Genomic DNA, 16,571 nt, shown 5'->3' on the forward strand with positions numbered 1-16,571 from the left:
TACAAAAAAACTTACTTCACTTTCTCTTTAAGCTTTGCCTGCAGCAGGGCTCCGAGGCTGCCCATGCTCTTTTCGGCTTTTTGCTCTTTTTTCTTCGCAGAGAAGGCCCGGTATTCACTCTTTTCTTTCTCCGCTTCACTCTCTTCAGAGATATAGTCAGTGGGGGCGAGGGAGAGACGATGGCTTTCAAGATCGATACTCTCCACCCTGACCTCGACATCCTGTCCCTCTTCCAGTACCTCGCGGGGATGATTGATGCGTCGGCCTCCGCCGAGACGGGAAATATGTATCAGCCCGTCAATTCCGGGGGCGATGGTGACAAAGGCTCCGAACTGTGCCAGTCGCGCCACTTTCCCGGTGACCGTGGTCCCTTCGGGAAAGTGCAGGGGAATATCTTCCCACGGATCTCTCTGCGTGGCTTTGTAGCTCAGGGAGATACGCTCCTTATCCCAATCGAGAGATTTAACCACTACCTCGACCTGCTGACCGACAGAAAAATAGTCCTCCACCTTGTCAACCCGGCTCCAGCCGATTTCAGAAACCGGGATCAAGCCGTCCACTCCGCCCAGATCAACAAAGGCGCCGAAGTCACGGATAGAACTGATCTCACCCTTTACCACCTGCCCCTCTTCAAGGGTTTCCTTCAGTTTCTCTTTTTTCTCCTCACGCTCCTGCTCCTGAATTGCCCGCGCCGAAACAACAATATTGCGGCCGTTTTCTTCAAAACGCGTGATGAGGAAAGTCATGTGTTTTTCCAGGTACTCTGTCGCCGCATCTTCCACCCGGCGCAGACCCATCTGTGAGAAGGGACAAAAGGCGCGGATATTGCCGCCAAGGGTGATGTCGAAACCACCTTTAATCTCACTCTTAACGAAACCTTCCACGGGAACTGCCGCTCGGAAAGCCTCTTCTATATGCGCAGCGGAGGCACCGGAGCCAATGCTGCGAGTGAAGAAACGCTCGCCACCTTTGCTCTGCAGAAAGTACACCTCGACCTTGTCACCAATCTCAAGCATCGGGTTGCCTTCCGCGTCAGCAAATTCGGAGGTGTTCATCACGCCTTCGCTCTTGCCGCCCACATCAACAAAGGTGTTCTCCCCGCGAATACCGACAACGGTCGCCGTTATCTTCTGACCGGGGGTGAGTTTTTTGACTGTTTTCTTCTCTTCAGAGGCGAAGAGGGCTTCAAAGCTGTCGCTGGATTCCGTCATGATTCTCTGCATCAAAGTTGAGGCTTAATCTTTTCGTCCTCATCAAGAGGGCGCTCTTCGAGGGCGTGGACGGGGACAATGGAATCAAAGATGCAATCTCCAATTCTGACCCGCTGGACAGTCCGCGTATCCGTATTATACAGGACAAAGCCTGCGTCATCGTGTTCCCCGAGCATGGAGCCGGGGTTGATCACTACTGTATTTCCCGTCTTTTTTACTTTATATCGATGAGTATGTCCGCAACACACTACATCATAAAGACCGCTTTCGGCAAGCTTTTGCGCCTCTTCGGGGTAGTGAACCATGGCGATGGAGACGCCGCCTTCCACAAAACTGCCATATACCCCGTGATGGGTTATCTCCGGGAACTGCTTGAAACAGCGGGGAATAATAATATGGGTGTCACCAGGATTATTCCCATAAATGAGGTGAACCGGGCCGAGAAAATTGGCCAGTCGGTGGAGCATGAAGGCTGAAATCAGGTCGCCACAGTGTATCATTACGTCAGCGTTGGCCTCGTTGGCATAGCCAACTGCAGCATTGAGACGGGTGATCTGGTCGTGGGTGTCTGAGATGACAGCGAGAATAGACATTACTGTTTGATGATCTCCGTACCTGTCGGCGGGGTGAAGCTGAAAAACTTTTTCAGTTCTGAGGTGGACATGTCACTGAGAGCATCCACTCTGATGTCACTGAGGTTCATGGTCGTGACGGTGCCGAAATGGTCACGGATGGCGAGACGGAGGATGAGGTCCTGGTCGTCAACCCAGATGTGAATATCCTGTACCTGCTCCGCCCGTTTCGGGGTAAGTTTGAGAACGGTCATACCTGTGACTGCTTCACTGTACTCCTCGTCTGGCCCGGCGATGATGAAATCGTCGGTGAGCCTGCCACGTCCGGAGAAGAAGGAGCAGGTGAGATCGGCTGATATGCGGTCAGCAGGGGAAACAATCATCTGCTGCAGTTTCTTGAAATACATGGAAAGAGTGATGCCGTTGGAGATGATGATCTGTTCATCCGGCTCGGTGTATTCCCAGCGCATCTTATGCACCCCGGCTTTGCGCAGGAAGGCTGTGTGTCCCGCTCCACGCTGAGGACGACCGGTCATCTCGCCGCTGGTGATCTGATGGAAGTTAAAAGCGAGACTGTGCATCCTGTCGTAGGTCTGCTGGATCTGCTCTGCAATGGCAGGGCGGTCAACGGTTGTTGTGCCGGTTGTTTCCGCCTTTTCAGCGGCAGACGCAGGTGTGACTGCAGGAGAGAGCAGGCTGAGGAACAGGAGTGTTATGAGAAGCACTTTATTCATGGAATTTCCGAAGTGTCATGGGACAGGATCAAAATATAAATAAACATATACCAGACTTGCGGGAACCTCACAAGAGAAGGGCTGTCCTCTCATGTCTGCTGCAGGACTCAGGTCTGCGGAGTTGACAGCGGAACACCCCGGCATTACCTTTGCATTCGCCGGGGGGTGGGAGAACCCGGCAGCCTCTGCCATTGCCGCATTGAGAAGAGGTTAACCTGCATTTCGTCGATCTGAAACAGACATGACAAACACGAAATGCGGAAAAGAATATAATAATGGAGAAATGAGATGCCTCTCTACGAGTATGAATGTAAAAAGTGTAATAAAGTGTTTGAAGTTCAGCAGAAAATTAGCGAAGCACCTCTTAAGGAGTGTCCCGTGTGTCACTCTCCGGTGAAGAAAATTATGTCGGTCAACAGCTTTCGACTGAAGGGTGGCGGCTGGTATACAGACGGTTATGCCAGTACCGGTTCAAGTTCATCCGGTTCCTCTTCGACTGGTGGGAACCTTGAATAATATATGAACGAAATACAAGATTATTCAAGGGACCCTGGTGGCAATTCCACTTCAGGAAGCTGAGAAAAACCGGGCTTCACCGGGGGCCGACGACAGCCATCGCGTCCCCGTAAGAAAAAAAGCGATATCCCATTTTCACCGCCTCGTCATAACTCTCCAGCAGCATCTCCCTGCCCTTGTTTTTTTCGCCCACTTTCTCTCTGTCACAGAAAGCTGAGACAAGAAACATCAGCGACGAATCGGGGAGGTGAAAATTGGTGATGAGATTATCTACAACCCGGAATGTAAAGCCGGGATAAATATAGAGATTACACCACGCTTCTACTGCCTGCAGTTCCCCTTTTTCATTCTGACGTGCACCGAATTCCAGTGAGCGTACCGTTGTTGTTCCCACAGCCCACACCTTTCCCCCGGCGGCTTTTGTCCGGCGCACTGCGTCGACCGTCTCTTCGGAGATGGTAAGATATTCCGTGTGAATCTGGTGTTCGCGGATGTCCTCCACACGTACCGGTGCAAAGGTTCCGTAACCCACGTGCAGGGTGACGGCAGCCATCTCTATGCCCTTTTCGTGAATCTTCTCCAGCAGGTCCGGCGTGAAATGAAGTCCTGCCGTTGGGGCTGCAACCGCTCCGGGAGTGCTGGCATACACTGTCTGATAACGGGTCCGATCTTCTTCTGTAGCGCCTTCTTTTCGACCTATATAGGGTGGCAACGGTACTTCGCCGCAGAATTCCAGTTCTGCAGCCAGCTTCTCCGGTGATTCGCAGTGCAGTTCCAGCAGTGCTTTGCCGCCCTCAAGCAATTCCAGAACGGTGCATTGCAGTGATTCACTTACTTCAATGCGACTTCCCGGCTTTGGTCGTTTCGATGCCTTGAGGAGTGCGGGTGCGGTGAAACTTTTACCCTCCACCCGGCACAGGGGATACTCCAGCAGAAAGACCTCCACCTTGCCGCCGGTCTCTTTGCGGCCGTGCAGGCGGGCGGGAAAGACCCTTGTGTTGTTGACCACCAGCAGGTCCCCCGGGGCGAAAAAGTCGATGACATCTGCAAACTGCAGGTGCTCCCGCCTTCCGCTTTCAGGATGGAGAACCAGGAGACGGCTGGCATCACGGCGATCAGCCGGATGCTGGGCAATACTCTCCTCGGGAAGATGATAGTGATAAGCGTGAAGGCTGAAATTCTCGGAAATATCAATGGGCATGGTGAAATGGACAGGAAAATGTTGTAAGTTGCGCGCGCAAACTCGAACAGCAGGATGTACCACAGATTCATCAGCACTCCAAGGATTGAAGTATATGTCTATAAAAACAATCTGCCGTGAAATGAGCACGGCTGGTCTGCAAAAGAGGGCTGTGAAACAGTCCTGCAGGAGCAACTCGTGATTCTTCTTGTTGCTGCCACCGAGCGGGAAATGGCACCTCTGCGCGCTCTTCCCGGGTTTCGCGCTTTGCAGCGTGACTGCTGCGGCCGGATTAAGCTGCTGGTTACCGGCGTGGGACCAGTGGCTGCGGCGATTCGTCTCACCCGCTGGCTTGCCGATAGAGATGTGGCACCCGGGGCGCTCAGCGTCGTGCAGTTCGGTGTTGGCGGTGGCTGGGCAGAGGAAGGCGCAACGCTGCTGGATCTCTGCATTGCCGAGCGTGAGGTGTTTGGCGATCTTGGCGTGGCTGTGGGGGAGAAGATGGAATACTTTGACGAAGGAATGATTGCTTGTCAGCAGTATCTGCCTGATGTCGCGTTGAGACAGCAGCTGCAGCGCTCTGTTGCGGGGGCAAAGTCCGGCACCTTTGTCACTGTACAGGCGGTAAGCGGCACGAGTGCGCGGGGGAACTTTCTTCATCGTCGCTGGCTGGGGCTGTGCGAAAATATGGAGGGGGCGGCGGCGGCGGCCGTCTGTGAGGAATTTGCACTGCCTTTTGCCGAAATTCGTTCCATCTCCAATTATGTAGAAGATCGCAATCCCTCCCGCTGGCAACTTGATGCAGCCTGCGAAACCGTCACGGCCGCTCTTCCAGCCGTTGTTCACTCTCTCCTGACCCTTGAATCCTGACCTTTCTGGAGCAGCCATGAACCCGCTTTCTCTCGGCTTTTCGCCCTGTCCGAATGACACCTTTATCTTCCATGCTCTGGTCCACAACCTTGTCGAGTGCCCGGTGGCGCTGGCCGAGCCGCAACTTGCCGATGTGGAACTGCTCAACCAGCAGGCTCTTGCGGGAAAACTTGACATCACCAAACTGAGTTTCAATGCCCTCGGGCATCTGTTGGAGGAGTATTGTGTACTCAGTGCCGGTGCGGCCCTTGGACGCGGATGTGGTCCGCTGCTCATCACTCCGGCGGAACACTCGGGGGGAATTTCTGCCCTGGCCGGGAAGAAGATTGCCATTCCGGGAAGATATACTACTGCGGCGCTGCTTCTACAGATGTTTCTGTCTGAAAATGCCGCCGGGTGTGAGCTGGTGGAACTGCGCTTTGACCATATCATGGATGCTGTCAAGAGTGGCACAGTGGCTGCCGGAGTCATCATCCACGAGTCGCGTTTTACCTATGCCGACCAGGGGTTCGTCTGTCTGCAGGATCTCGGTGAATGGTGGGAGCGCCTCACCGGCACGGCCATTCCGCTGGGCTGTATTGCGGCAAAACGCACTCTTGGCGGGGAGACTATCGCGGCCCTTGAGCGGGCCATCGCTGCCAGCGTGCGTTACGCCTTTGCCCACCCGGGGGAGAGCCTGCCGTGGATTCGCCAGCATAGCCAGGAGCTGGCTCCGGAGGTGGTACAGAGTCATATCAGCCTCTATGTGAATAACTGGTCGGCAGACCTTGGCACGGAAGGCATGGCGGCTATTGAAACCTTTCTTGAGAGGGGACGGACCGCCGGAGTTCTGCCCCCCTCTTCCTTACCTGTCCGTTATCATTGAATCTTCTTAAAGCAGCGATTCTTATTGGCGGTCGCAGTCGTCGCATGGGGCGGCCGAAACATCTGCTTGGCGTTGACGAGTACACTCTGCGGGCGACCTGGCTGGAGCGCACTGTTAAACTGGTGCAGCCCTTCGTGGCAGAGACGGTGCTTCTCGGCCAGGGTGAGGTCCCTCCTTCCTGTGCGAACCTCTGCCGTATTGCCGACGTAGAGGGCATCAGCGGGCCCCTGGCCGGAATCCTTGCCGTCATGCGCAGTGAGCCGAAGACTGACTGGCTGGTTCTTGCCTGTGACATGCCGGCTGTCAGTGCAGAGGCTGTGTGGTGGGTGCTTGAACAGCGCACAGCGGAGAACCGGGGGGTCGTGCCACGCCTCTCTGCCCGGGACTGGTATGAACCTCTTTTTGCCCTGTACACCCATCGCGCGCTGGAACTTTTCGAGGCACTGTATGCGGAGGCCGACTGCCGCATTGGTCGTGTTGCCCGCCATCCTGAAATCGCCAATCCCATTGTACCTTGGGAGCTGCGTGCCGCCTGGCGCAATGTCAACACTCCGGAAGATCTGCACCTTTTTTACTCGGAACGCCGCGAAGTGCGGCTTTGAATATTTTTTTTCCGGTTCCCTTCCTTTTTTTCCTCCTGCAAGTACTGGAAATCTTTTCATAATATCCGAACCAACGTCTTCTTTTCAGGGCATTTTTCAAGAAATTGTGAGTGCTTTTGTTGTAAAGTAGGTTACACTGCACAATTATTGAAAGAAGGGTTATTTTCATGTCATCCTTCAGATGACACAACTGCAGTTAATCCTGCGGCATACTCTTAACAGGAGGCGATTTGTCGGTTATGTGCCGCGCCGACACACCCGACACACCATAGGAGATTTTCTCAAGACTAGACTACTTCAAACAGGAGGTACGGTATGGCAGGAACTGGACAAGGCAACCCGGCAGTCGTAGGTCTCGCAGGCTTCGGTATGACAACGCTGCTTCTTCAGCTTCACAACCTCGGTCTTTGTGGCACGGGGGTGGTGTTCTGCACGGCGCTGGCGCTTGGTGGAATGGCACAGCTTATCGCAGGTTTTCAGGAGTTTAAGTGTGGAAACAACTTCGGTTACTCCGCATTTGTTGTCTATGGTGGTTTTTGGATTGCCCTTGCACTGATCTGGATGCTTTTTGATCTGCAGAATATTGGCGGTGACAACAGTATCGTTAAGCATCTCAGCGTCAACGGGACAGACCTCGGCTGGTTTCTCTTTGCCTTTACTCTTTACACCCTGATCATGTTCTTTGCTTCACTGCGGGTGCATGCAGCCATGGTTTTCACCTTTTTCACCCTCGTGCTCGGCTTTATCGGGCTTGATCTCGTTTTCCTCTGCGGAATGAAAAGCATTCTTACCATTACAGCGATTGATCTTATCTTCTGTGCACTGGGTGCCTGGTATATGATGGCAGCCATCATCCTGCAGACTCTGGCAGGGAAACCGGTTTTACCAGTTGGCGGTCCGTTTATCAGTAAAAGCGTCTGATATTGATTGAAGGGTACCTCTCCCGGCCTTGCTGAAAGGGGGAAAGGGTGTCATAATAAAAGCTGTCGTTCTGAGGAACGGCAGCTTTTTTTTATTCAATTTGCAATCCCCCTCTGGAAAATTCCATGAAAGCTTTTTCCACCGTCACTTATGACGAGCAGTGTCGCGAAGATTTTAAAAGATTTTTTGCCAGCGTGCAGTACAATTTCGGAAGTATTTCAGTAGATTGCCCATACGAACTGCCGAAGGTTGCCACCTTCTATCAGGGGGCGGTACAGCCGCCGGGGTCAAGAGAGATGGAGCTCTTTCTCTCGGCAGGGTTTCGGCGCAACGGCAACTGGCTCTACTCCATGCACTGCGCTGACTGCACCGCCTGTGTCTCCATCCGGCAGCACGTCCCTTCATTTGTTCCCAACCGTAATCAGAAAAGAGTCCTGAAGAAAAACAGTGGCGTGACCATGGAGTTAAAGTCTCTCACCCCCGATTCGGAGAATCTTTTTCTTTGTGAAAAGTTTCTTCGCACCCGTTTTCCAAAGGATGGCAATGCCGCCCTTAAATACTTCCATGATTTTTTCCTCAACAGTATCACGATGAGTTACATGGTGGAATACAGAGTGGGTGGAAAGCTGATGGGCACCGGCATCATTGATGCCGGTAATAACTGGATGAGCGCTGTTTATTTCTATTTTGATCCTGATTTCCACCGCCGTTCCCCTGGTACCTTCAATATTCTTAAACTGCTGGAGCTCTGCCGCGAGGAGAATATTGAATATCTCTATCTCGGGTATCAGATTGATGAGGTGCGTGCCATGAACTACAAAAAGCATTTTAAACCCTGCCAGCTGCGTATCAAAGACCACTGGAAAACTCTCTCTTAAGGGTACCTTGAGAAATGCGGCAGATGAGGTGGGAGGAGAGTCAATACTTGCCGGTTGTCTTCGCCTGCTTCAGATACTCTTCGCGGGCGTCCTGGAAGCGAACATCTTTTTCAATCAGTGCACGGAAGCTGAGAAAATCTTTTTCGGAGATGTGAATAAGACCGTTCAGTGCATATTCCATGATATGGGCGGGCGGGTTGATTCCTTTTGCCGGGAAGTGCAGCAGATACCTGCGATTTTTAATGCTCATGTACAATGTTTCGCGGCCGATCACCTTGCTTTTCTGAATCTCTTTGAGGAAAAAGGTGTGACGCTGGAAGGCGCATGCACACTCAATCATGTCATGGTGGAGAATGAAGGGTGGATTGACGCGGAAGACATACAGCAACGGGGTAAACATGAAGGCCGCCGCGAGAAGGGTGCCGAACATGAGGGCGATATATTCACAGCTGAAGGAGAAGGGAGCCCTTTCTGTCATCAAATACCATGCTGTGGCGATGATTCCGCCAATGAGCACAAACTGAAAGCCGTCTCGCATTATGGATGAAGTGGTTGTCATGAAACGAATATTCTCTGAGCTGCCGAAGAGGCGTTTGAGAAACTCTTTCTGTATCTGCGTTTTGATAATGTTCGGTGTGGTATGCGCGAGTTGATCCATAGATTCCATGAAGGCGCTGTCGAATTTCTCTGTATGCAGCCAGGAGATGATATCATCAATGGTGGCGAAGAGTTCTTCCGCTTCAGGGAGGCCACTGATATCAAGCCGTGCGGGCTTTTTATCCTCCAGCGTATAGATCAGCAGTTCATTGAAGAGACGGTGTCGTTTGCGTTGAACAGAACAGCTTGTGGATACCTTGATAATTTCATCATAGTTGAATTCCCTGTTGCCGAAGAGAGAGGGGCAGATGATGCGGTCTTTTTTCAGAATGCAGCGCGGCCCGGGGGTGATGACAACGCGAAGACAGTGCACAAAAGAGCGCAGGGCGATGATGATCACTCCCAGTCCAATACCCCCCGTCGGCCAGATGAGCCAGTGGCTGGTGCTGTTGGGCAGCTCAATGATCCAGTTGACTGCTTCCGCTGTGCCCCGGGTGAAGAGAAGGATGAAAAGCATCAGCAGAATGGCGCAGCCGAGAAGAAAAAATCTTCCGCCTGCGCTGGTACGGAACTTTTGAGTTCTGCTGCCGAGAATTGACTGCACCGCATCAAGACGGATTTGTTCCGGGTTTTTATCGGGGATATTGAAAAACGCGTTTTTTCGTATATTTGCCTCTCGGCGCATGGCAATATTCTGTCGCACCGCTGTTGCTCTGGCGGCAGGGCTGAGTGTAGACGCTGCTGTGGCGCTGCTGCCTGCTGCGGAGGGAGATGTCAGCCCCTTTATTGTCTGCATTTCTATTGCTTCAAAATTCTGTACTGTCATGGGTACCTTGAAACAGCCTGTATTCGTTCATATTCGAAGCACAAAAGAAAATGTATCATACCATTCCTGTTAAGTTATACCCCGTTTTGTATCCTGTTTATCCATTCATGATTACAAACGACAAAAGGAACCACGAATAAACATGAATTATTACTGAAAGATGAGGTTTATCAGATTGTGGGCTGCTGCGCCATGGCGGTGCTGAACACGCTGAGCCATGGATTACTGGAAAAACCAGATGAGAATGCCCTTGTGGTTGAATTCGGTCTGTTGCCTGTTTTGAGGTAATTGATGTTTGAGAGCGTAAAACGCTCAACCCCGACTTTCGGATGACTCCCAAAGTTGATTAATACTCCTGGTGCACTGTACGGCTTAACTTCGGATACAAACGTTTTCGTTTAATGTGTTGTCCCTGTTCGTGAAAATTCGTGTCTATTCGTGGTTACAAATGACAAAAGGAACCACGAATGGACACGAATGGACACGAATTATTACTATTCGCAATCGCCAAAAAAGATGTCTACGCAGTCGCGTTCTCTGGTCAATACAAAATGTAAATAACGAAGAAGATGGACGATTATTCGATGTTCTCTTATTTTTTCTTTTCCTTTTCAAGTTGCTTCTCTTTTAATCCGTGCCACCATTCCAGCCGTTTGGCGATTTCTCGCTCAAAGCCGAATGTAGATGGAATATAATACTCTTTTTCCTCCATGGAATCGGGAAAATATTTCTGATAGCCATAGTTGTTTTCACAGGCGTGTGAGTAACGATATTCCTGGCCGTATCCCAGTTCCGCCATGGTTTTGGTTGGGGCGTTACGGATGTGCATCGGCGTTTTCAGATGGCCGCTGCTGTCAGCATCCTTCTTTGCCGCAAACCATGCGGTTTCGACGGCATTACTTTTCGGCGCGGTGGCAAGGTAGACTACCAGCTGGGTGAGGGCCGTGGTTGCTTCGGGCATGCCGAGAAAGTGGATTGCCTCCTTCGCTGCAATTGCCTGAACCAGTGCGTTGGGGTCGGCCAGACCTATGTCTTCTGAGGCGATGCGTACCAGCCGGCGGACGAGATAAAGGGGATCTTCACCCGATTCGATCATGCGTGCCGCCCAGTAGAGAGCGGCCTGCGGGTCGCTGCCGCGTATTGATTTCTGGAAGGCAGAGATGAGGTTATAATGTTCCTCACCTTTTTTGTCGTAAAAAGAGGAGCGTTGCGTCACGAGAGACATTGTCTGTTCGGCATCAATGGTCTCGCCGATCTCGGCGTTGCCAGCCACCATTTCGAGGTCGTTGAGTCCACGACGGGCATCTCCCCCGGCTCTTTCGGCGAGGATTTGCAGCGCCTCGTCAGTGAAAGAGAGACGCTTGCCAAGAAGGGGAATGGCACGACGGTAGATGGCGAGGAGATGCTCTTCGCTGAGGGGATCGAGTACGAACAGGTGGCAGCGGGAGAGCAGAGCAGAAATTATTTCGAAGGAGGGGTTCTCGGTAGTTGCACCGATGAGCACCACCGCCCCGGATTCTACCCAGGGAAGAAAAGCGTCCTGCTGCGATTTATTGAAGCGGTGGATTTCATCAACAAACACCAGAGTTGACTGCTTCTCAAAACGGCGTCGCTGTTCGGCTTCGTGCATCAGTGCCTTGACGTTGGCGATCTTGCTGAAAACGGCGGAGAAAGAGCTGAAACGGTGGTGAGTTGACTTCTCAATCAGACGGGCGATAGTGGTCTTGCCACTTCCTGGAGGTCCCCAAAGTATAAAGGAGGTGTAAATGTCTGTGTCAATCATCCTGCGCAGCGCGGAGCCTTCTCCGAGTATTTTTTCGTGTCCGGAGACGTCGGCAAGAACCTGCGGACGGATCTTTTCGGCGAGGGGAGCCCCGGCGGAGTTGTTCTGCTCAAAAAGGGAGGTCTGCATGTGTTGTTCCGAGAGGTGGGATAATACCATTCCTATTAAGTTCTAACCCGCTTTGTATCCTGTTTATCCATTCATGGTTACAAACGAAAAAAAGGAACCACGAATGGACACGAATAAACACGAATTATTACTGAAAGATGAGGTTTATCAGATTGTGGGCTGCTGCGCCATGGCGGTGCTGAACACGCTGAGCCATGGATTACTGGAAAAACCAGATGAGAATGCCCTTGTGGTTGAATTCGGTCTGTTGCCTGTTTTGAGGTAATTGATGTTTGAGAGCGTAAAACGCTCAACCCCGACTTTCGGATGACTCCCAAAGTTGATTAATACTCCTGGTGCACTGTACGGCTTAACTTCGGCTACAAACGTTTTCGTTTAATGCGTTGTCCCTGTTCGTGAAAATTCGTGTCTATTCGTGGTTACAAATTGCAAAAGGAACCACGAATGGACACGGATAAACACGAATTATTACTCATTCGTAATCGCCAAAAAAGATGTCCACGCAGTTACGTCTTCTGGTCAATACAAAATGTAAATGGTATAAATTGTCGGGGGCGGTTTTGCGGTTTTGTGCCGCCGATTTTACCTGAAATCTGGTGACCTGACAACTGCACTGGTGTTGTGGACAGAAAAAGGTCAGAGCAGAACAGCAGCCGCGCTGGCAATGAGGGTCATGATGAAAAGAAACCATTTCAGGGAGCGTTGACTGGCACGGATTGCCATCTTCACACCAAGCATTGCGCCAATGGTGGAGCCGACACCGAGAATCAGTCCGGGGATCCAGCGAACCTGATCCTGCACAATGAAGATGAGCAGTGCCACGGCAGTGAAAAAAAGGACAGCGAGTGCTTTGAGAGCGTTGCTGCGCACCAGATCATAGCGCAGTGAACCGGCAAAGACAGCAATAAGGGGAAAACCGACTCCGGCCTGAATGAAGCCGCCGTAGAAACCAGTGAGAAGGAGAAACCAGCGGGAAGAGGGCACATCTGTCACCCTTTTCGTCACTGTGCCGGGAGGGGGTGCAATGACATCAGGGCGGACAAGGGTTATCCCGGCAACAAGGAGCATTGCCCCGAGAATGAAGTATTTGAGCAGAGTCTGCGGAGCAAAGGCTGCAGCAAATCCGCCAGCTGCAGCGCCGATAAAGAGAGGCAGGAGCATTGCCTTGAAATCGTGCAGGGGCAGGCAGCCTTTCCGGCGAAAGCCTTCAGCACCGGCAAAACTCTGCATGAGAACACCGATGCGGTTGGTAGCGTTGGCGATATCCGGCGGCATGCCGAACACCATCAACAAAGGCACCGTGAGGTTGGAACCACCACCGGCAAGGGTGTTGATGACTCCGGCGACAAGGCCAAGAGCGAGCAATGATATTATCTGGATAAGACCATGCGTATTAAAGAGAATGTCCATGAAGAGAGTGCTGACAGGGGTGAGGAATTATTGAAGATCATGCTGTAACAGCATCTCCTGCTGACATATTGAGGATACCTTGAAGAACCTGGGATTAAGGCTCAATAACGAGTCCAGACTCCATCAGAGAAATTCGTTCGCCCATTACCCTCTGAAGAATCTGGCATGCCCGGTCACTTGTGCAGTGTCCGGTCCATACCCGGCCGGTTGTTTCAGCCAGCAGGTATTCACCGATACGGATGATTTCCTCTTCGCTCTCGTCAGATGCTTCATCTCCTTCTGTGGAGGTGAGGTGGAAACCGCCGATTACTGCCTTGACCGGCAGGTCGGGGAAGTAGTGTCGGGTGGTCTCTATCATATTACAGACACCGCTGTGGGCACACCCGGTGAAGATGACGAGTCCGTCTCCCTCATGAATGACAAGAATAAGTTCGTGCTGAAAGTTATCCGGGGAAGTTGTGCCGTCCGCGTGTCGAAGAAACTGGGAGCGGTTGCCTCGCGGCATTGGCCAGTTTGCTTTTTCAAGAGAAGCAGGAAGAATAAATACATTCGGCAGAATCTCAGTGAGCTGGTCTGCTTCGTTGAATTTTTTTACCAGGGCGGCGATGTCTTCACGGAGGTCAATTATCCGTGCGGGTTTTATCCCTTTTTTGCTGCAGCAGATTCCGTCAGGAAGAGAGGCACGCCAGCCCTGCACGGAACTGTTGCGCTGGAGGAGAGCACTGAAGCCGTTGCCGTGATCGTAGTGGCTGTGGGAGAGAATAAAGGCGTCAACGTTGCTCAGGTCGATCCCGAGTGTTTCAGCGTTACGGGCAAAGGCGTCGTCGGCTCCGGCGTCAAAGAGCAGATGGGAATTCCCGACTGAGATATGGAGGGAAAGTCCCCACTCAGAAAGGAGGGCCGGGGATGAGGTACGGTTGTCAACAAGTACAGTTATCTTCATGATGTTTAAGAAAATTTGAATATAAAAAATAGAGATAATGGGTTGCAGTATCTTTGAAAGATGGTACTCTTATTTTTTTTTAAAGTCCATTATTCTCTTTATCCTACATTTCATTTCATGCCGTGCCACAGTCGTGTGGTGCAGGAATTACTGCTCTGAATTTTTCTCTAGAGCAGGCGGCTCGAAGATGATTCTTACAACCAAAATACAGGAACCAGACTGGTTCGTGGCAGCAGAAAGGAGTCCCAATGAGCAGTGATTCCGGCTTTGCCGTACGCGGAAAGGAAGAGGCGTATTTCTATTCTTCAGAGGAGTTCAAGGCCCAGGCCAACCTCACCGATGAGGGAATATTTGAACGTTTCAAATATGAGAATTTTCCAGACTATTATGCTGAATTTTCCGAGCTTTTAAGCTGGTATAAACCATATTCAAAGATCTTTGACGGCAGTGACGCTCCCTGCTGGAAATGGTATGTTGATGGTAAACTCAATGCCTGCTACAACTGTGTTGACCGTCATCTGGCCGAGCTGAAAAATAAGACTGCCATTCACTTTGTGCCTGAGCTGGAGGAGGAACAGACCCAGCATATCACCTATCAGGAATTGTGGGTGCGGGTGAATGAACTGGCTGCTCTGCTGCGCGATACCGCCGGGTTGAAAAAGGGTGACCGGGTGGCTCTGCACATGCCGATGTGTGCTGAACTGCCCATTACCATGCTGGCCTGTGCCCGTCTCGGTTTGATCCATAACGTGGTCTTCGGTGGTTTTTCCTCCAGCGCCTGTGCTGACCGTATCGTTGATTCAGGTTCCCGCGTGCTGATTACTATTGATGCCTACTATCGGGGCGGCCGTCTTCTCCCGCACAAGAAGGTGGATGATGAGTCATGTGAACTGGCAGAGAAGAGTGGGCAGAAGGTGGATCATGTCCTGGTCTGGCAGCGTTATCCTGGAACAATTTCTGCGGGAGCAACTCTCACTGAGGGGCGGGATATTGTTATCAATGAAGAACTGAAAAAATACTACGGCGTGCGGGTGGAACCAGAAGAGATGGATTCCAACGATCCCTTGTTTCTGATGTACACCAGCGGTACTACCGGAAAACCGAAGGGGGCCGTGCATGGCACTGGCGGGTATCTCTCCTATGTCACGGCGATGACGAAATATATCCTTGATCTGCACCCTGAGGATGTCTATTGGTGCACGGCCGATATCGGATGGATTACCGGGCACAGTTTCACCGTGTATGGTCCGCTGGCACTCGGCGGTTCTTCGGTGATCTACGAAGGTGTGCCGACGTATCCCGATGCAGGACGCAGCTGGCGCATTGCTCAGGATCTTGATGTTAATATTTTTCACACTGCTCCCACTGCCATTCGGGCATTGCGCAAGGTTGGCCCGGATGAACCGCAGAAATATGATTTTCATTTCAAACACATGACGACGGTTGGCGAGCCGATTGAGCCGGAGGTATGGCGCTGGTATGAGTCCGTGGTCGGCAGGGGAAAGGCAGTGATCTGCGATACCTACTGGCAGACTGAGACCGGCGGATTTCTCTGTTCCACTGTACCGGCACTGCAGCCGATGAAGCCAGGCAGCGCCGGGCCAGGTGTACCGGGGATTCATCCCGGTATCTTTGATGAAGAGGGCAACATGCTTGAACCGGGCTGCGGCAAGGCTGGTAATGTCTGTATCCGCAATCCCTGGCCGGGCTGTATGCAGGTCGTGTGGGGTAATCGTGAGCGGTTTGTTAATGATTACTACGGCATGTACAGCAGACTCGACAGCAAAGACTGGCATGACTGGCTTTACCTTACCGGTGATGCCGGTTCAATGAGTAAGGACGGGTATGTTCGTATCCACGGCAGGATAGATGACGTTATTAACGTCTCTGGTCATCGTCTCGGAACCAAGGAAATTGAGTCGGCGGCACTTACAGTAGAGGGGGTTGCCGAAGCGGCTGTAGTTGCTGTCGCCAATGAAATCAAAGGGAAAGAGCCGGAGATTTATGTCTCGTTGAAACCGGGATTTGAATCTTCAGAGGAGTTTGTGCAGAAAATTGCCGATGCCATTACCCGTGAAATTGGTAAGATTGCCAAGTGTCGGAACGTCTGGATTGTTCCGGATATGCCGAAAACCCGTTCCGGTAAAATTATGCGCCGGGTACTGGCGGCTATCTCCGGCAAGTCGGATGTGGGGAATGTGATGACCCTTGCCAATCCGGAAATCGTTGAAACTATTCAGAACATTGTCAAATAAACCGGAATCCGACAGCGTAATGGAAATATCGAAGAACCGGTCTTTTACCCATTTCCTTCGTTACAGTTAAAAATTTATCCGCGAAGGTACGCGCCAGACTCTGGTATTTAAAGTTATAGGCGGTAAATTTCCTTGAAGAACCTCGAATATGAACGACATGCAAGGTTTTTCAAGGTACCCTGATGAAAGAAAAAGTTGTGGAAGGCGGGGGCTGAAAAGCTCCTGCCTTTTTTATTGCCGGGCTGTTGGCAGATGTTTTATACCATTCCTCTTAAGTTA

Annotated in this window: 17 protein-coding genes; 9 read left to right on the forward strand and 8 right to left on the reverse strand. The window is 51.6% G+C overall.

The annotated features are described in order from the left end of the window. Positions 1–11 precede the first annotated feature (11 nt). From rpsA to JWG39_RS10025, 3 genes are read right to left on the reverse strand one after another with little or no spacing between them, the layout of a single operon-like run. Positions 12–1,211 (reverse strand): 30S ribosomal protein S1, encoded by a 1,200-nt coding sequence (gene rpsA, locus JWG39_RS10015; protein WP_205219256.1) that lies wholly within the window; start codon positions 1,209–1,211, stop codon positions 12–14. 11 nt (positions 1,212–1,222) lie between these two features. Then, positions 1,223–1,804, reverse strand: a complete 582-nt coding sequence (locus tag JWG39_RS10020) for a metallophosphoesterase family protein (protein WP_205219257.1) — start codon at positions 1,802–1,804, stop codon at positions 1,223–1,225. Then, positions 1,804–2,517: a LolA family protein gene (locus JWG39_RS10025; protein WP_205219258.1), complete on the reverse strand. Its 714-nt coding sequence runs from the start codon at positions 2,515–2,517 to the stop codon at positions 1,804–1,806. Before JWG39_RS10025 ends, JWG39_RS10020 begins: the two co-directional genes overlap by 1 nt. A 91-nt stretch (positions 2,518–2,608) precedes the next feature. Here JWG39_RS10025 and JWG39_RS16795 point away from each other — a divergent pair, with 91 nt between their 5' ends. Next, positions 2,609–2,731, forward strand: coding sequence for a hypothetical protein (locus tag JWG39_RS16795; RefSeq protein WP_275888996.1), 123 nt, complete (start codon positions 2,609–2,611; stop codon positions 2,729–2,731). 74 nt (positions 2,732–2,805) lie between these two features. Next, entirely contained in the window at positions 2,806–3,033 is a 228-nt protein-coding gene (locus JWG39_RS10030) for an FmdB family zinc ribbon protein (protein WP_205219259.1), read from the forward strand. 76 nt (positions 3,034–3,109) lie between these two features. On the opposite strand, the gene queA is transcribed toward JWG39_RS10030, so the two are convergent. Continuing rightward, positions 3,110–4,234, reverse strand: coding sequence for a tRNA preQ1(34) S-adenosylmethionine ribosyltransferase-isomerase QueA (queA, locus tag JWG39_RS10035; protein ID WP_205219260.1), 1,125 nt, complete (start codon positions 4,232–4,234; stop codon positions 3,110–3,112). Positions 4,235–4,411: 177 nt separating this feature from the next. On the opposite strand from queA, the gene mqnB reads away from it, so the two are divergent. From mqnB to JWG39_RS10060, 5 genes are all read left to right on the forward strand, one after another. After that, complete coding sequence (gene mqnB, locus JWG39_RS10040) at positions 4,412–5,083, forward strand: futalosine hydrolase (protein WP_205219261.1); 672 nt, start codon at positions 4,412–4,414, stop codon at positions 5,081–5,083. Positions 5,084–5,099: 16 nt separating this feature from the next. Then, positions 5,100–5,948 carry a 1,4-dihydroxy-6-naphtoate synthase gene (locus JWG39_RS10045; protein WP_205219262.1) on the forward strand — a complete coding sequence of 283 codons (849 nt, stop codon included), beginning with the start codon at positions 5,100–5,102 and terminating at the stop codon, positions 5,946–5,948. Beyond that, the gene (mobA, locus tag JWG39_RS10050) at positions 5,945–6,550 is read left to right on the forward strand and encodes a molybdenum cofactor guanylyltransferase (RefSeq protein ID WP_205219263.1); all 606 of its coding nucleotides are present in this window, start codon (positions 5,945–5,947) and stop codon (positions 6,548–6,550) included. The genes JWG39_RS10045 and mobA overlap by 4 nt, the downstream gene beginning before the upstream one ends. A gap of 315 nt (positions 6,551–6,865) precedes the next feature. Continuing rightward, complete coding sequence (locus tag JWG39_RS10055) at positions 6,866–7,471, forward strand: acetate uptake transporter (protein WP_205219264.1); 606 nt, start codon at positions 6,866–6,868, stop codon at positions 7,469–7,471. A gap of 125 nt (positions 7,472–7,596) precedes the next feature. Next, positions 7,597–8,349 (forward strand): arginyltransferase, encoded by a 753-nt coding sequence (locus JWG39_RS10060; protein WP_205219265.1) that lies wholly within the window; start codon positions 7,597–7,599, stop codon positions 8,347–8,349. A 40-nt stretch (positions 8,350–8,389) separates the two neighbouring features. Here JWG39_RS10060 and JWG39_RS10065 read toward each other — a convergent pair whose 3' ends face one another. Both JWG39_RS10065 and JWG39_RS10070 read right to left on the reverse strand, forming a co-directional pair. Then, a complete protein-coding gene (locus JWG39_RS10065; RefSeq protein ID WP_205219266.1) occupies positions 8,390–9,772 on the reverse strand; it encodes a hypothetical protein in 1,383 nt (460 codons plus the stop codon). 592 nt (positions 9,773–10,364) lie between these two features. After that, positions 10,365–11,684, reverse strand: a complete 1,320-nt coding sequence (locus JWG39_RS10070; RefSeq protein WP_205219267.1) for a replication-associated recombination protein A — start codon at positions 11,682–11,684, stop codon at positions 10,365–10,367. Positions 11,685–11,787: 103 nt separating this feature from the next. Here JWG39_RS10070 and JWG39_RS10075 point away from each other — a divergent pair, with 103 nt between their 5' ends. Continuing rightward, complete coding sequence (locus JWG39_RS10075; RefSeq protein ID WP_205219268.1) at positions 11,788–11,949, forward strand: GxxExxY protein; 162 nt, start codon at positions 11,788–11,790, stop codon at positions 11,947–11,949. Positions 11,950–12,320: 371 nt separating this feature from the next. Here JWG39_RS10075 and JWG39_RS10080 read toward each other — a convergent pair whose 3' ends face one another. Next, on the reverse strand, positions 12,321–13,094 hold the full coding sequence (locus JWG39_RS10080; protein WP_205219269.1) for a sulfite exporter TauE/SafE family protein: 774 nt from the start codon (positions 13,092–13,094) through the stop codon (positions 12,321–12,323). 94 nt (positions 13,095–13,188) lie between these two features. Then, positions 13,189–14,037 (reverse strand): MBL fold metallo-hydrolase, encoded by an 849-nt coding sequence (locus JWG39_RS10085; RefSeq protein ID WP_205219270.1) that lies wholly within the window; start codon positions 14,035–14,037, stop codon positions 13,189–13,191. Between the two features lie 248 nt (positions 14,038–14,285). On the opposite strand from JWG39_RS10085, the gene acs reads away from it, so the two are divergent. Continuing rightward, positions 14,286–16,292, forward strand: a complete 2,007-nt coding sequence (acs, locus tag JWG39_RS10090; RefSeq protein ID WP_205219271.1) for an acetate--CoA ligase — start codon at positions 14,286–14,288, stop codon at positions 16,290–16,292. The last annotated feature ends 279 nt before the right edge of the window (positions 16,293–16,571 follow it).

The organism is Desulforhopalus vacuolatus (assembly GCF_016918505.1).
GTDB lineage: Bacteria > Desulfobacterota > Desulfobulbia > Desulfobulbales > Desulfocapsaceae > Desulforhopalus > Desulforhopalus vacuolatus.

Excerpts from the sequence above, each read along its gene's own strand:
- JWG39_RS16795 (WP_275888996.1), top strand. The coding sequence starts at position 2,609 with ATGTCTGCTGCAGGACTCAGGTCTGCGGAGTTGACAGCGGAACACCCC.
- JWG39_RS10020 (WP_205219257.1), bottom strand. The coding sequence starts at position 1,804 with ATGTCTATTCTCGCTGTCATCTCAGACACCCACGACCAGATCACCCGT.
- JWG39_RS10085 (WP_205219270.1), bottom strand. The coding sequence starts at position 14,037 with ATGAAGATAACTGTACTTGTTGACAACCGTACCTCATCCCCGGCCCTC.
- acs (WP_205219271.1), top strand. The coding sequence starts at position 14,286 with ATGAGCAGTGATTCCGGCTTTGCCGTACGCGGAAAGGAAGAGGCGTAT.
- JWG39_RS10045 (WP_205219262.1), top strand. The coding sequence starts at position 5,100 with ATGAACCCGCTTTCTCTCGGCTTTTCGCCCTGTCCGAATGACACCTTT.
- JWG39_RS10070 (WP_205219267.1), bottom strand. The coding sequence starts at position 11,684 with ATGCAGACCTCCCTTTTTGAGCAGAACAACTCCGCCGGGGCTCCCCTC.
- JWG39_RS10030 (WP_205219259.1), top strand. The coding sequence starts at position 2,806 with ATGCCTCTCTACGAGTATGAATGTAAAAAGTGTAATAAAGTGTTTGAA.
- JWG39_RS10060 (WP_205219265.1), top strand. The coding sequence starts at position 7,597 with ATGAAAGCTTTTTCCACCGTCACTTATGACGAGCAGTGTCGCGAAGAT.
- JWG39_RS10065 (WP_205219266.1), bottom strand. The coding sequence starts at position 9,772 with ATGACAGTACAGAATTTTGAAGCAATAGAAATGCAGACAATAAAGGGG.
- rpsA (WP_205219256.1), bottom strand. The coding sequence starts at position 1,211 with ATGACGGAATCCAGCGACAGCTTTGAAGCCCTCTTCGCCTCTGAAGAG.
- queA (WP_205219260.1), bottom strand. The coding sequence starts at position 4,234 with ATGCCCATTGATATTTCCGAGAATTTCAGCCTTCACGCTTATCACTAT.
- JWG39_RS10025 (WP_205219258.1), bottom strand. The coding sequence starts at position 2,517 with ATGAATAAAGTGCTTCTCATAACACTCCTGTTCCTCAGCCTGCTCTCT.
- JWG39_RS10075 (WP_205219268.1), top strand. The coding sequence starts at position 11,788 with ATGGACACGAATAAACACGAATTATTACTGAAAGATGAGGTTTATCAG.
- JWG39_RS10080 (WP_205219269.1), bottom strand. The coding sequence starts at position 13,094 with ATGGACATTCTCTTTAATACGCATGGTCTTATCCAGATAATATCATTG.
- JWG39_RS10055 (WP_205219264.1), top strand. The coding sequence starts at position 6,866 with ATGGCAGGAACTGGACAAGGCAACCCGGCAGTCGTAGGTCTCGCAGGC.